At 39.8% G+C, this 14,906-nt stretch carries 10 protein-coding genes; 6 read left to right on the top strand and 4 right to left on the bottom strand.

Translation table 11 applies throughout. The annotated features are described in order from the left end of the window. Nucleotides 1-11: 11 nt before the first annotated feature. Nucleotides 12-158 (bottom strand): hypothetical protein, encoded by a 147-nt coding sequence (locus tag SB775_RS03955; protein ID WP_289336811.1) that lies wholly within the window; start codon nt 156-158, stop codon nt 12-14. A gap of 467 nt (nt 159-625) precedes the next feature. Between SB775_RS03955 and SB775_RS03950 the strand changes: the two genes are divergently transcribed. The 3 genes from SB775_RS03950 (at nt 626) to SB775_RS03940 (ending at nt 6,680) form a co-directional block, all read left to right on the top strand. Further along, complete coding sequence (locus SB775_RS03950) at nt 626-2,065, top strand: hypothetical protein (protein ID WP_410860593.1); 1,440 nt, start codon at nt 626-628, stop codon at nt 2,063-2,065. Nucleotides 2,066-2,219: 154 nt separating this feature from the next. Next, nucleotides 2,220-4,226, top strand: coding sequence for a penicillin-binding transpeptidase domain-containing protein (locus SB775_RS03945; RefSeq protein WP_410860592.1), 2,007 nt, complete (start codon nt 2,220-2,222; stop codon nt 4,224-4,226). Nucleotides 4,227-4,607: 381 nt separating this feature from the next. Then, nucleotides 4,608-6,680, top strand: a complete 2,073-nt coding sequence (locus tag SB775_RS03940) for a SpoIID/LytB domain-containing protein (RefSeq protein WP_410860591.1) — start codon at nt 4,608-4,610, stop codon at nt 6,678-6,680. A gap of 53 nt (nt 6,681-6,733) precedes the next feature. Here the strand turns inward: SB775_RS03940 and SB775_RS03935 are convergent, their stop codons facing one another. Next, nucleotides 6,734-6,868 (bottom strand): hypothetical protein, encoded by a 135-nt coding sequence (locus tag SB775_RS03935; RefSeq protein ID WP_410860590.1) that lies wholly within the window; start codon nt 6,866-6,868, stop codon nt 6,734-6,736. Nucleotides 6,869-6,991: 123 nt separating this feature from the next. After that, nucleotides 6,992-8,416, bottom strand: coding sequence for an alkaline phosphatase (locus SB775_RS03930; RefSeq protein WP_410860588.1), 1,425 nt, complete (start codon nt 8,414-8,416; stop codon nt 6,992-6,994). Nucleotides 8,417-8,786: 370 nt separating this feature from the next. On the opposite strand from SB775_RS03930, the gene secA reads away from it, so the two are divergent. The 3 genes from secA to SB775_RS03915 all read left to right on the top strand — a co-directional run bounded on the left by secA (nt 8,787) and on the right by SB775_RS03915 (nt 13,699). Further along, nucleotides 8,787-11,165, top strand: coding sequence for a preprotein translocase subunit SecA (secA, locus tag SB775_RS03925; RefSeq protein ID WP_410860587.1), 2,379 nt, complete (start codon nt 8,787-8,789; stop codon nt 11,163-11,165). Next, a complete protein-coding gene (locus SB775_RS03920; RefSeq protein ID WP_176431811.1) occupies nt 11,165-11,647 on the top strand; it encodes an SLAP domain-containing protein in 483 nt (160 codons plus the stop codon). Before secA ends, SB775_RS03920 begins: the two co-directional genes overlap by 1 nt. Nucleotides 11,648-11,932: 285 nt before the next feature. Continuing rightward, complete coding sequence (locus tag SB775_RS03915) at nt 11,933-13,699, top strand: LTA synthase family protein (protein WP_410860586.1); 1,767 nt, start codon at nt 11,933-11,935, stop codon at nt 13,697-13,699. 42 nt (nt 13,700-13,741) lie between these two features. On the opposite strand, the gene SB775_RS03910 is transcribed toward SB775_RS03915, so the two are convergent. Continuing rightward, the gene (locus SB775_RS03910) at nt 13,742-14,668 is read right to left on the bottom strand and encodes an LCP family glycopolymer transferase (RefSeq protein ID WP_089361991.1); all 927 of its coding nucleotides are present in this window, start codon (nt 14,666-14,668) and stop codon (nt 13,742-13,744) included. Between the last annotated feature and the right edge of the window lie 238 nt (nt 14,669-14,906).

Below are 14,906 nucleotides of genomic sequence, written 5' to 3'. Positions count from 1 at the left end.
CATCCCATATGTCATGAGTTTTTACCATTTAAATGAGAGCTTTGAGCATTCATTTTCATTTTTTTGACGAAATCGCTCATTTGTTTTCTTTCGCTTGGTTTAGAGTTATTTGTTCTCTCGAAAAATTTAAAGTGTTGCTTATTGCTATCGGTTTTCATGATGTCTCCCCTTTTCTTTTTTTTATTTACCCTTTCTCCATTATTTAAAACGTGATTTTCATGATAAAAGGATGGATTAAATGGTAAGGAGATCTTGTGTTTATTCCTATAGTTATATTTTCATGTGTTAACGACTGTATATCCGGATTAATAAGTTAATAATAAGCCGTAAAGTCCAAATATGAAGGGATTCCGTGTTTTATCATACTGAAAATAAATGCTAAAATGGTCCGAATATCGGATTTTTCATTAGAAACATCAGTTTCTAGTACCCTAAAGTGAAGAGAGTTGGAGAACTCTTTTCGATGGCCCCCGAGCGCTTGCTTGGGGGATCTTTTTTTCTTGGATAATATGTCCACTTTATTTCTATAATATGTTTCGTTTTGTTTATATATACATGGGTAAATATAAGAAACAAGATGAATTAAACCTGGATTTATCCCAGTTTAATCGGAGGAATATATTTTATGGATGTGAAAGTAAATAAGAATGATCCCACGAAGCGAGCTTTCCAGCAATACATCTTTCCGTTTACCCTTGAAGGAAATATGATTGAAAAGTTTGTCGAAAAGTTGTTTGAGGACAATTTCGTTTTTTTGAACTTGAAAGATATGGAACAACAAAATCAATTTTACGGTGGCAATAAAGTTTCACACCGTAAATTGGAAAAGTATTTTATGCCTTACATCGAGCCGATATTATTTCCAGGTAACGCACAACAGAAGGAAGGCTTGCGCCGTTTTACGAAAAAACTGGATATTGAATGTACCTTCGAATCTCCCTATCTAAATACCCCATTTATTATTAACTCTATAGATATTTTTATATGCCCATTTCATATTGGCATGATGAATCTTCGTGTTACGTTACCTGAAGGACTTTCCTATAATGATGTGCTCTATTTTGGCGATACATTCCGAATCCTCGAACCGATTGCTGATGACGAAGAGAAAACGAAAGTCGGCTGTCGGGAAAATCAGTATGAACAGGTGAAGGATTTCATCTTTAATGAACTATTGCCGCCAATGGAAAAATATATGGATGAAGATCAGGCGGACCCGACCTATTTTGGCAGTTTACCCTTCTTCATCGATGAAAGAATGTACGTAATCAGTTATATTGCATTCCCCGAGAATCGTGAAATATCTAAAAATGACTTATTCCGGATCAGCGAGCTGAACGGATATGACAATGATGGAGCGCCATATATAGGGGCACTAAACCCTGATTATATTGAAAAGTATTATCAAGAAAGAGTATATGACAGGTGGGGCAAGGAAACCTATTATGTAACAAGCATGTATCATTTTGCGTGTGTCACGAAAGCAACAAGTAAACTGGAACAGGAACTGGCAAGCGAAATGTATGGCCAGCACTTTTATACAGTGTTGCTTTTCTTCTATTATAAGATCGTACTGCTCAAATTGGCTCATGAGAATTCCCAGATAGATGTAGAAAAAGATCAGTCGGATACGGAAATGCTGATTTTCATGATCACTGAGTTTTCTGCAAAATATTTATTTACAGAAGTCAATAGTACGGCTATCGGTAAAGAGCTATTCAAAAAAACGGATGAAACCTTCAGGATAGCTCCACTCTACAAAGAAGTGAAGGAGACCCTTTCCTACCTTTATCAAAATCAGGATAAACTGGCTGGGAAAAGCAGTAATTATCTTTTGCAAATACTAACGATTTATACGGTTATCTCCGGGATATTCGGAATGAATCTATATATTGAAGATTGGAAAGGGAAATTACCTTGGAAAGCATATATGGATTACACCTTATACGAATGGATAGCTGTCATTGTAACGACAAGCGGTCTCATCATTTCGGGCGTCATGGGTTTTTTCTTCTTGAAAAAATGGTTGCAAGAGAAGAAAAGCCGAAAAAAAAGAATGCTTTAGTAAAGAGTCCTGTACACTATGTACAGGACTTTTGCTTTAGAAAAAACATGGTAAATTAGCAAAATGAAGAAATTGGTCATACAAATTCCCCCATTCCCCTAATATTTTGATAAACTATATGTATACCATTTTAACTATTCATTGGGAGGAAATCATGAAGAAACTAGTTTTAGTTTCCAGCTTATTGTTGATGAGCGTATTGTTCCTGGCCGGATGCTCGGATGAGCCAAGTCCAGAAGATCGCTTTGAGGCATACACGAAGCTTTGGAATAAACAGGATTTTAAGAAAATGTACGAGTATCTGTCACCTGAGACAAAGAAAGAAATCAGTGCGGATGAATTTGCGAAGCGTTATGAAAAAATCTATAAGGGCATAGAAGTCAACCAATTAAAGGTGGATTATAAACAGCCAAAAGAAGAAAAAGATCATAAAGATGGAGAAAAGGTAAACCTTGATTATACCGTAGATATGTCCACTATGGCGGGGGCTGTCAGCTCTGACCATAAAGCGACCCTTGTCAAGGAAGGGGAAGGTGAGGAAGAGAATTGGTACATAAAGTGGGATGAAAGCTATATATTCCCTCAGTTGGAAGCCGGTGAAAAGATATCGGTCGAATCGTATCCAGCCATTCGCGGGGAAATTGTCGATCGACATGAACGTGGTCTTGCCATGAATGGAACGGTATCGGAAGTAGGAATTGTGCCAGAGAAAATGGCCAACGCATCCGAAACGGTTAAAAAGGTCGCTGGAATCCTCAATATGTCCACCGACGAAGTGAATCAGAAATTAAAACAATCATGGGTAAAGCCCAGCTATTTCGTCCCTATCAAGAAAATGTCAAGTGATAATGCTGCAACCCTGGAAAAGCTATTGGGCATTGCTGGGGTATCGGTCAATAATACGGAAGAACGCATATATCCATATAAAGAGGCCACTGCCCATCTAATCGGATATGTCGGCGAGGCATCGGCCGAAGACCTGGAGAGATTAAAAGGAAAAGGCTACACCTCAAATGACGTTATTGGCAAGCGCGGCCTTGAGGAAGTTTTAGAAGAACGCCTTAAAGGGAAACCGGGCGGTAAGATCTTTATTAAAACAGCAGATGGCGAAGAAAAGGTGATTGCTGAGAAGCCCGCTGAAGAGGGAGAAACAATTACATTGACCATCGACGCCGAGCTTCAAAAGGATATCTTTAAGCAATATAAAAACGAAGCAGGATCAGCATCGGCACTTGATCCGAAGACCGGTGAAACACTTGCACTTGTTTCAAGTCCGTCATTTGATCCTAATAAATATATATTCGGGATAACAAAAGCGGAACAAAAAGCGCTTGAAGAAGATCCAAAAAAACCGCTTCTAAACCGCTTCAGTTCGACGTTTGCACCTGGTTCAACCATTAAGGCCATAACTGCGGCAATCGCATTGAAAAATGGCGTGGATCCGAATGAGGCGATCAATATCGAAGGAAGAACGTGGGCCAAATCGACATGGAAAGACCATTCCATTACAAGGGTTTCTGACCCCGGTGTTCCAATCGATATGGAAAAGGCATTAATTTATTCAGACAATATTTACTTTGCCCAAAAAGCATTGGGGCTTGGAAAGGAAAAATTCACAAATGGACTCAAGGCATTCGGATTTGATGAAGCTTTGAACTACGATTATCCGATCAAAGCATCGAGCATTGGTAAGATCGACAGTGAAGGACGCTTGGCAGACGCTGGATATGGTCAAGCGCAAGTCCAAATGAGCACGCTTCATCTCGCTATGACCTATTCAGCCTTCTTGAATGAAGGAAATATCCTGGCACCTTCGTTGATAGCTGGAGATAAAATAGAAAAGAAAATATGGAAAGAAAATGCCATATCAGCTGACCAAGCAAATCAGATCACCAAGATGCTGACACAAGTGGTGGAACATCCTAAGGGAAGCGGACATGGAATAAATGATCTTGGCATCAAAATGGCAGCCAAAACGGGTACTGCTGAAATCAAGGCATCCAAAAATTCTGACGGAACGGAAAATGGCTGGTTTGTTGCCATGGACACGGAAGATCCAGAACTTCTCATGGCCTGGATGATTGAAGATGTGAAAGGACGTGGCGGCAGCCATTTAGTCATCGATCATATGAAACCGGTTTTGAAGAAGTATTTGAAGTAAAGAAATAATTCATCGGTAATGGGTTATATGCATCTAGCATTTACCCTAAAAAAGTTGGACATGGTTTCTTCCGTGTCCAGCTTTTTTTATTTTTTCACCGGTTATGGAATGAGTCACGTTATCTCAATATTAAAGGTTGGATTTGAAGGATAATGAGCCATACATCCAGAATGTAAAAAGAGAGTTCTGTGAACGGAATATAGGTTGCCATAATCATAGAAGCCTTTACGAATAATGAAAAGGGAACCCGGGACCTGAATTCTATGGTCCTGGAATCATTCAGCAGCAGTGACATCATCCTCGCCGTTATGGACAATGAATTGAGCGTACAAGGATCTGGAAATCTTTGAAGGATAAATAGTTTAGGGAGGATGAAGAGGAATGAGGAGTCTAAAGTATTTGTTTATTGCTTTCTTTATCATTTTTTCTGCATTTCCTTCTCATGAAGCATCGGCAACGGAAGAGAGTAAAACGATGGAAGTGAAACTGAAGAATTACTTAGGGAATCAAACCAGTGTCAAATTAACGGCAACCGGGGACTATCGTACTTCAGGGAGAGAGACATTCATCAAGGAGGGGGAAGAACTGACTTTGAAAATGGAGTCAGGAAAACTTGGCGTTTACAAAGATTCCAAGAAAATGGGATCCGATGCCTCCTTAAAGATAATTCCTGTTAAACAAGATGCTTTATTGTCCATAAACGGCCGGCCGTATACAGGATCATTTTTATTTACAGTGGAGGGCGGTTACATTCGTCCTATCAATCATGTTTACATTGAAGATTATCTAAAGGGCGTTGTCCCGCGGGAAATGCCCGCACTATGGCATTCCGAAGCCTTAAAGGCACAGGCAATTGCAGCCCGGACTTATGCACTTCGCCATCAATCTGCATTAATTGATGATACGGTTTCCTACCAAGTATATGGCGGGGCGGACGGTCACTACCAAACTAATTCAGCCATTGAGCAGACAACGGGTATGGTAATCAAACATGATGGTGAAATAATCGAAGCGTTTTTTTCCTCAAGCAATGGAGGCATGACCGAATCGAATTCGAATGTTTGGTCAAGTGGGAACCCTCTTGCATATTTACCTATAAAAGAAGATTCCTATGATACAAAAACAAATTGGGCGATAACGCTGGACAAGCAGCAAATTGACCTGTCAAAGAAAGATTTATCACAGCCGGATGAATGGTGGACAAGTGTACAGGAAAAAGATAAAGCGGTTGTACCTAAGCTGAAGGTTTGGCTGAAAAATAACGGATATGCCAAGCAGGATATTAAAATTGCTGAAATACCCGCTTTAACCTTAACTGGTAAAAAAACGGGAGGCCGGGTTACGAAAGGCTCCATCCAAATCAATTTCTATGTAAGGAATCTCGTTGATGAAAGGGGGAAACTTTTGGAGCAAAAGGTTAGCCTTACGAATGTAGCGGCTTCCAAAATCAGGGGCATGGTGGGGCAGGATGTGATGAAAAGCTACATGGTTGACCATTCATCTTCCAATCCTTCCAGAATTGCTATTGAAGGGTCAGGATACGGACATGGCGTCGGCCTAAGTCAGGTTGGAGCGAAAAACAGAGCGGAAGCAGGTCAAACGTATCAAGAGATCTTGGGGTTTTATTATCCTAACACTAATATAGAAAAGGAATATGGACATGCAGTGTCTGAACCTAAAAGGGATCCTGTTGCGAAGGCGGCACCGAATCCAATAAACCTAAAAGCGAAGCAGGATCATATAAATGATGGGGTTGGAATCATATACTCCCTTAAAGAAGAAGCTGTAGTTTCACTCACGATTAAAGATAGTAAGGGGAAAGTCTTAGCCACCCCAGTCCATGACCAAACCTTGAAAAAGGGGAGCCATTCAGCAACCTGGAACACGAAAGCTGTAAATAACGGTACATATACAGCAGAAATGTCTGCAATGGACCGAAGCGGTAATGAAGGTTCGACAACAATGAAGATTAAGATAAATAAGGATGCGTCGGCACCGGATATCACCGATGTCGATACATCGGGTAATTACAGTACCGAGAAAGCGAACATAACGTATAAAATAAATGAAAATGCCAATGTAACAGTGGAAATCAAGAACAGTAAAGGAATAGTGGTTGGAACCCTTGCTTCAAGGCAGGTCACTAAAGGCAGGCAATCGGCAACTTGGGATTTCAGAAATATGTCCACCGGGACGTTTACCGTGACCATCTCCGCTAAGGATGAGAGCGACAATCGGAATACCGTTTCAACGAAAATCCCTATTAGGAAGACGATGGGAATTGTGACAGCAAGTGTATTACATATTAAAGAAAAAAGAAGTACATCTTCAAAAACGGTCGGGAAACTGAACACGGATCAAACCATTACGATACTATCTCAACAAGGTGAGTGGTATAAAGTGAAAAAAGGAAGCCAAATTGGGTATGTTTTAATAAAACATGTTAAAAAATGAGTAATTAAGACGTCATTCATGGCGTCTTTTTATCAACTAGTCCGATCCCTAAATCACGAATCCACGAGTAAAAGGTGTAACTCACGAGTAAACGCACTAAACTCACGAGTAAACGGCGCAAATTCACGAGTAAATGCACTAAACTCACGAGTAAAATGCGTGAATTCACGAGTAAACGCTTGGAACACACGAGTAAATCCACTAAACTCAGGGATATCGCGCAATATCGTTAGTAATTGCCCAAAACTCGAGTTAACGCACCTCATAAAAGTAAAATAAGACAGGAGAATGAACTTAAAAGAGGAATGAATTCATTCCTCTTTTGTTTTATGCTGACCAGGTGTGAACGGAACACCGGCGGCTTTTGTGATGATTTTCGAAACATCTGTATTTTCAATGACCCCATCAAAGGCTTCGCTTCCCGGGCCAGAAGCAAAAATGGGAATCATATTGGCGGTGTGCCCTCCTGTGGAACTGGCGGCCCGTATGCTTCTATCAGCTACACCTGCCTTATAATGCTTGGCGATGGTGCTTCCGATTTCCCAATCAATTTGATGCTGTGGATAGACAAGCGTTCTATTCTTTTTTACGTTATCGATGAATTGATGAACTTCCTGATCCGTAAGGGATATATGTGCATACTTCTTGAATGCGGAAACGACACTTTCTGGAATGATTTCATTATTTTTATCGAATATAAGTTGTTTGGACATATATTCAGAAGAAACCCTGATTTTTTTCAATGCGGGGATATCCATCGTTTCAGAAGCGGAGGTCCCCATTGTTTCGTGGTCTGCAAGCACAACAATCAAAGTATCATTTCTATTTTTTGCCCAATTCACAACCTCTTTCACGGTCTGGTCAAATTCGATCGTTTCTTTCCATATTCCAGTGATATCAGCTGCATGCTCCATATGATCAATACGTGCACCTTCACTCATCAAGAAGAATCCCTTATCACTCTGGGATAAAATATCAATCGCTTTGGATGTCATTTCGGGCAGAGATGGCTCTTGTGAATGTAATACTTCTTTATCCAGCTTAAAATTCATGTAGGTAGGGTGAAATAACCCTAAAAGTTTTTCCGGTTTATTAATGGAACTAAGTTCTTCTTTCGTCGTTGTAATCCCATAGCCAGCTTGTTTAAATTTAGCGATTAAATCCTCGCCATTCTGCTTATTTGCCTCGAAATAACTGGAACCTCCGCCAAGAATGACGTCGATCCGGTTATCAAAGAGCTGCCTCGCGATATTCGCGCCGCCTGTCCAGCGGTTAGATACACTTGCACCAAAGGCTGCAGGAGTGGCATCGACTACCATATTGGTTGAGATGATCCCGACTTTTTTTCCGTTAGCCTGAAATGCATCCAATACACTATCTACCTCGGAACCATTGGCATCGACACCGATCGATTCATTGTTGGTTTTTATTCCAGTGGCAATCGCGGACCCACCTGCCGCTGAGTCAGTGACATAATTATTGGCGGAATAGGTGCGCATTAGGGCAACGTGCTCCAGTTTTTCCAAATGTAAAATACCTGTTTTTCCATATTCCATTTGTCGGGCAATTTCTATTGCACCTAACCCCATACCGTCGCCAATCAGCAATATGACATTCCTGGGAGTGTTCTTTGTTTCTGCTTGAATAGGAGAGGTCATGCAAATAAAGCAGATAAGAACGAGTAATCCAAAGTGATGAGACTGTAAATGTTTATGACTTCTAGATGTCTTAATCATCGGTAATCCTCCATTGGGTGAAAGTCTCCATATTCTTTGTTAAAATCGATAAAAAAACCCCTTTATGATATTCATTAATTTCTGCGCTATGTGAATGCAAAAGTAAAGAGCCTGCCTATATTGCCAGTTTGTGCAACAAGGAAAAAGCAATCGCCAAGAATGTTAGCTGACGAATGATCCGCCAACCGTAACCTGAACCTTTTTTACTCATTGAATAATGAAAGAATATACAGTTTTAAAATGATATTGTAATAAAGTGAAAAAAACTTTTCTATAAATTACAATATATAGGCAATAATTTATAAACAGTAAATATATAACTGTTATAATCTCACTAGAGTTCATTTGAAATAATAGGAGAGAGAACCCTATGCTATCCAGTATGAAAAAGTTCTTCAAAGAAAGCTCTAAAGACTTGAATAGAATGTATAAGTTGGTTGATGCCGTGAATCGACTAGAGGGTAAGTATGAAAGTTATTCAGATCAAGAATTAAGCGGAATGAAGGATAGATTTAAAAGCGTATTGGATGCTGGTAAAAATATATGGGATATACAAATCGAAGCTTTTGCGGTAGTAAGGGAAGCTTCTAAACGAGTATTGAATCTTAGGCACCATGATGTTCAGCTTGCAGGCGGTTTTGTCCTGAATGAAGGGGGCATTGCACAAATGAATACGGGCGAGGGGAAGACGCTTGTGTCTACTTTACCAAGCTATTTACATGCACTGTACGGGAATGGTGTCCATATAATTACGGCCAATGAATATTTGGCAAGACGTGATAAAGAGTTAATGGGACAAATTCATGAATTTCTAGGAATGACGGTCGGTTTGAACATTTCCCAATTGGAGCCTTCTGCAAAACGTGAAGCGTATGCGGCGGATATCACGTATGGAACGGCAACAGAGTTCGGTTTTGATTATTTGCGTGATAATATGGTTTTCCGAAGAGAAGAAAAGGTTCAAAGAGGACACCGGTTTGCCATTGTTGATGAGATTGACAGCATCTTGATTGATGAAGCGAGGACACCATTAATTATTGCGGGTAAGTCAAGCGATGGTACCGGGCTTCACCAGATCACTGCACAAATCATGAAGTCATTTATAGAATATGATGATTACGAAATTTTCATTGAGTCAAAGGCTGCCTTTTTCACGGACCGAGGGGCATTGAAGATTGAAGAGGCCTTTGGTATCGACAATCTGTATGGACTGGATCATCAAGAGTTATTACATAATGTAACACAGGCACTTAAAGCCCACGCGATTATGAAATTGGATGTGGACTACATTGTCATGGATGGAAGGATTGCGTTAATCGATAAATTCACAGGCAGGGTGATGGAAGGTAGAAGCTTCAGTGATGGGCTTCATCAAGCAATCGAGGCAAAAGAGGGCTTGGAGATTACCGAAGAGAATGAAACACAGGCAGCGATTACCGTCCAAAATTATTTTCGTTTATATCATTCAATATCTGGGATGACCGGCAGTGCCATGCCATCAAAGTCGGAATTCCAGGAAATATATCAGCTCCCCGTCATTGAAATTCCAACTAATAAGCCCATTATTCGTGTTGATGAGATTGATTTAATTTATAAGGATGAAATGAGCAAAATCAACAAAATCGTCACAGAAGTAAAACGGATTCATAATGAAGGTAGACCTATTTTGATCGGGACGACCTCCATTGAGCAATCTGAAAAAATTTCGGTTCATTTAGAGAAGGCGAAAATTAAGCATCAAATCCTTAATGCGAAGACGGAAGCGGATGAAGCGGAAATCATCGCAAATAGCGGCCAAAAATATCAAGTGATGCTGGCGACGAACATGGCTGGGCGAGGAACCGATATATTATTGGATGAAGCTGTCAAGGAATTGGGCGGCCTTCATATTATCGGTACTGAGCGACATGAAAGCAATCGGATTGATATGCAGCTTAGGGGACGTTCCGGCAGGCAGGGTGATCCAGGTTCAACACAATTCATCATTTCATTTGAAGATGATTTGTTTGATTACTATGATGAAGAAGAACTCGAACGGTATATAAAGAAGATCAAAACGGATGAAAGTGGATTGGTGGTGGGCCCTGCACCCGAAAAATTCGTGAAAAGGGTACAGGAAACGATAGAGCAGATGCATCAATCAAGCCGTTACCATTTATTGAAGTTAGAACATGCATTAAATGAGCAGAGTAAAATCATATACGCGATGAGAGACCGGATACTAGATTTGGAATCTGGACGGATGTCGGCCATTTTACTTGAATATATCGAAAAATACATTCGTCGGCTCATAGTGAAATATTACCATGAGCATATAGAGGAACCTGATTACTCGGCCTTTATTGAAGAGCTTTCCCTTGCTTTCCTGACGTTGGATTGGCAGGCAAGTGATTTGCAGGACTTAGAAGGTCATATAGTTGAGGGAAAAGCTCTGGATGCTTTAGGTGAATTGGAAGCGATACTTGAAATTTTTCAAGCCGATGCAGAATGGCAAAATCAGTTACGTGTTTTCATGCTGCAGCATATTGATACAAATTGGATGAACCATTTAAACGAAATGAATAGTGTGAAGGAAGGAATGGGTTTAATCGGTTATGGTCAACAGGACCCATATATGCTGTTTGAAAAAGAAGCTCTTAGTCAATTCAATCTTCTATTAAGTAAAATCGAGTCGGAGATTAGCATCGGCTTTATGGAATATATGAAAAGCAATCAGGAAGACGAAGCTGCTTTGGGGAGTGATGAATGATGAGTTTTTTTGGAAAAAGGGATAAAGGGGTTAATGGAAGGGAAAATATTTTAGCTTCAGATGGGCATAAGGTACACAATCCGGATGTCACTGTTCATACTTCCCTAATGTTTCACAAGGATTGGGAAACTTCCAAGCAAGAGGAATATGTATATAAATTCCACCATCAAAGGCTTCCTGCATTAAAACCGAATCAAATTTCAATTTCCGGTGTTAAGCTGACTAGGGTGGAGGATGATGTAATCATAGTGGCTTTTCTACGAAATTCATTGGAGAAAGCTGTCCTGTTTGATATCGTGGATTTACTGTTAGTTGATGAGAACGGAAAATTATTGGCAAAAAAGGCTTTCGATCTTTCAAAGCTGGGTGAGATACCAGCACTTTCAAGCATGCCATGGCGGTTTTTATTCGAAGAAGGGGATATGTTGGCAGAATCGATTCCTGATGAAGATTGGAAGATTGCTTTTGAATGGAAGAGATAGTAGGAAAAACACTATGATTGGTGGCAGCCGGACGATATTTTTTTGCCGGACTGCCAAATCAAAACACGCAGAAATGATTAGAACAGTTGAAAGGCCTTCATCCGATGAAGGCTTTTTGTTTTTAACGGAAGACATTAAAGACTAGTTGGATAACTGCCAAATATTTATGCTGTTTTCTGTGTGCAGTTTCTCATAAATGGCAACGCTAAGTAATATTTATAAGTATTCTTCCGTAATCAGGCTTAATTAAGTCCTGGAAATAATGAAGAGGAAAGTGGCAGGAGCATGAAGAACAACCTGAATCAGCGATTGAAGGAACGGTTATTTGAGATTATGTCCATTTTAATCGTGGCAATACTTTTCATTTATACGAATGATAGGATGGGTAATGATCTTTCGATTGGAATTTTTACGATAATCATCGGCGTTGCCGGTTTTATTGTTTATCTGAAGGAATGCGTACCGAATGGAGTCCTAAAGGGCATCATTTTTTCAGTCTTCCTTCTTTCGATCATGGCCTTTTTCCTTGGGGACATTTGGTTTTATCGCTATTACTCGACACCTATCACTTCCTATATGTGGATGCAAAAAAGCAATCTGAATGGGCTTGGTGAAAGTATATTCAGTATGATGAAAATGAAGGATTCAATCTTTCTTCTGTTAGGCTTTCCAATTGCTGAGTCATTCATGAAGAAAAAATACCCCCTCAAGCATATGGCACTTGTACCGGCCATAATATTCCTCATGATAGCGGGGCTAAAGCCGGTAAAGAATATATTTATCGATAAGGTCGATATAACCCGGCGTTATGAGGCGAATACCTTCTTGCGAAACTGGGGTCCGATCGGTCATCACGTATTGGATACGTATGCCTATTTTACTGACTCGGGAAGGCATGGTATGTCTTCGAAAGAAAAGAAGGCCGTTTCTGATTACTTCGATGAAAAGAACAGGCAGGATCATGCGTTTTCAGGCTCTTTGGAAGGGAAGAATCTCATTATCATCCAGGTGGAATCTTTACAGGCGTTTCCGCTATTTCAAAAGAGTGCCGGACAGGAGGTCACACCATTCATGAATGAATTGGCGAAAGAGGGTCTGTACTTCCCGCATGTATATCCACAGACTGTATTTGGAAATTCATCTGACGGAGAGCTGATCGTGAATACCGGTTTATTTCCTTTAAAGCAAGGGGCGACCTTTTTTCGGTTCCCTTATAATGATTTTCCGGGTCTTGCTAAAGAATTAAAGAAGTCGGATTATCAAAGCTATGCTTTCCACGGGGATGAAGAAGACTTCTGGAATAGGCAGCATGCATATCCCTCGCTAGGGTTTGATGACTATCTTTCAATAGAGGATATGCAGAAGGATGAGATGATATCGATGGGCCTGGGAGACCGCAGTTTCTTCAATCAAAGCTATAATTTCTTAAAAGATAAAAAAAATCCCTATTACGCTTTTTTCGTTACGCTGACCAGTCATGTACCTTTTTCGCTACCGAAGGAACAGATAACATTGAAACCTAAGATTGGAAAAGAGGACAGCTATCTGACTAAATATTTCGAAGCAATTCATTATACAGATTCAGCCATCGGGGATTTCGTAAAGAAGTTGAAGGATGACGGGAAATTGAAAGACAGCGTGATTGTCATATACGGAGATCATGATGGACTATTTTTAAAAGATAAACAAGAAGTTGAAGCGTATTACGAGAATAAAATTAGCGATGAGCAGTGGATTGAAAAATATATGCCCATTCCGTTGATCATCTATCAGGAGGATATGGAAGGAAGAACGATTAATAAGGTGGGGGGCCAGGTCGATATTTTACCAACTCTATACGATTTATTAAATATTAAGAGTTCATCATACTTTGGGGAGAGCATGCTGAATGGCGAAGATGGCGACGCATTGATATTAAAAGGGGATTATGGTTCTCAAATGAAAATAAATGGAAAAGGGAAGGTCGAAGGATTTTCACCAGAAGACCAAAAGGAGGTTGATCTGAGTGACCAAGTGATACGTACCGATTATTTTAAACAAACGAAGGATTGACCGAAAAAAAGAGGATGACTGATAAAAGCCATCCTTTCTCCATTATAATCCCAGATGTTTCTTCACACGGTTCTGGGCTTCAAGTTTTATATCTTCTGGAACAATGTTGTACCAAATGCCATCTAGCTTTTGATTGTCACCTTCGAGAGTATATTGTTTTATATTTTTAAGGGATGATTTATAGTTATTTTGGATACTCAACATTTCATTGAAACTTAAATTGGTTTCCACGTTTTTACCTAGTGCCTCGAAAATATCGTCATAATTGGTAAGTGTTGAGAGACTTGCCCCTTTTTTCATGACGGCTTGGATAACCTGGCGTTGCCGCATTTGCCGTCCATAATCCCCGCGGGGATCTTCCTTTCGGATTCGGGAATAAATCAATGCCTCTTTTCCATTTAAGTCGATTGTGCCCTTTTTAAAATTATACCCTTTATAGGCAAGGTCCATATCATTATCAACAGTGACACCGCCTACGGCATTCACTATATCCTGAAAGCCTTCCATATTCATTTTGACGTAATAATCAATCGGAATATCTAAATAGGCCTCCACTGTGTTTATCGACATGGAAACTCCGCCATAGGCATAGGCATGATTCATTTTATCATTTGTGCCTTTACCGATGATTTCTGTACGCGTATCTCTGGGTAAACTCAATAATTCAATGGATTCTTGTTTAGGATTAACAGTCATGACAATCATCGTATCTGATCGACCTTTGTCATTTTTCCTTTCATCCACGCCAAGAATTAGTATTGAAAATGGATCTTTGCTTTTGAACTTGATGTCATCTACACGCTTATCCGTTTTATGCGCAGTACCTTGCATAGTTTGAATCGCACCTGCCAAAGATTGATAAACTGAAGCTCCATAAGCAACTGTGCCAATGAAAAGGATAAGAAGGGTGAAGCCGATTATTTTAAACGATTTGCGTTTCTTTTTCTTTTTTTTATGTTCGGATCTCATCTAATTCCTCCCTGAACCATTCCACTAAATGGAAGATGTGAAAAAGTACCTAGTCGGTATGTTTTTAACTATACCTTTTTTTAATCAAAAATAGAATAGTTTCTTTTTGTACTTAGAGTGCATATTTACCTGTTTTTATTCAAAAAAAACGAAGGATTCACAGAAAATGAATTCCTTCGCTTCCTAATCATTCGAATATTAGTTAATTATATACCCATAGATAAAAAGAAGACGTGAT

The organism is Peribacillus sp. SIMBA_075, from assembly GCF_046534585.1.
The sequence above is the reverse complement of the archived record's forward strand: the minus strand, read 5'-3'. Positions and strand labels throughout refer to the sequence as shown.

Excerpts from the sequence above, each read along its gene's own strand:
- SB775_RS03955 (WP_289336811.1), bottom strand. The coding sequence starts at position 158 with ATGAAAACCGATAGCAATAAGCAACACTTTAAATTTTTCGAGAGAACA.
- SB775_RS03950 (WP_410860593.1), top strand. The coding sequence starts at position 626 with ATGGATGTGAAAGTAAATAAGAATGATCCCACGAAGCGAGCTTTCCAG.
- SB775_RS03945 (WP_410860592.1), top strand. The coding sequence starts at position 2,220 with ATGAAGAAACTAGTTTTAGTTTCCAGCTTATTGTTGATGAGCGTATTG.
- SB775_RS03940 (WP_410860591.1), top strand. The coding sequence starts at position 4,608 with ATGAGGAGTCTAAAGTATTTGTTTATTGCTTTCTTTATCATTTTTTCT.
- SB775_RS03930 (WP_410860588.1), bottom strand. The coding sequence starts at position 8,416 with ATGATTAAGACATCTAGAAGTCATAAACATTTACAGTCTCATCACTTT.
- secA (WP_410860587.1), top strand. The coding sequence starts at position 8,787 with ATGCTATCCAGTATGAAAAAGTTCTTCAAAGAAAGCTCTAAAGACTTG.
- SB775_RS03920 (WP_176431811.1), top strand. The coding sequence starts at position 11,165 with ATGAGTTTTTTTGGAAAAAGGGATAAAGGGGTTAATGGAAGGGAAAAT.
- SB775_RS03915 (WP_410860586.1), top strand. The coding sequence starts at position 11,933 with ATGAAGAACAACCTGAATCAGCGATTGAAGGAACGGTTATTTGAGATT.
- SB775_RS03910 (WP_089361991.1), bottom strand. The coding sequence starts at position 14,668 with ATGAGATCCGAACATAAAAAAAAGAAAAAGAAACGCAAATCGTTTAAA.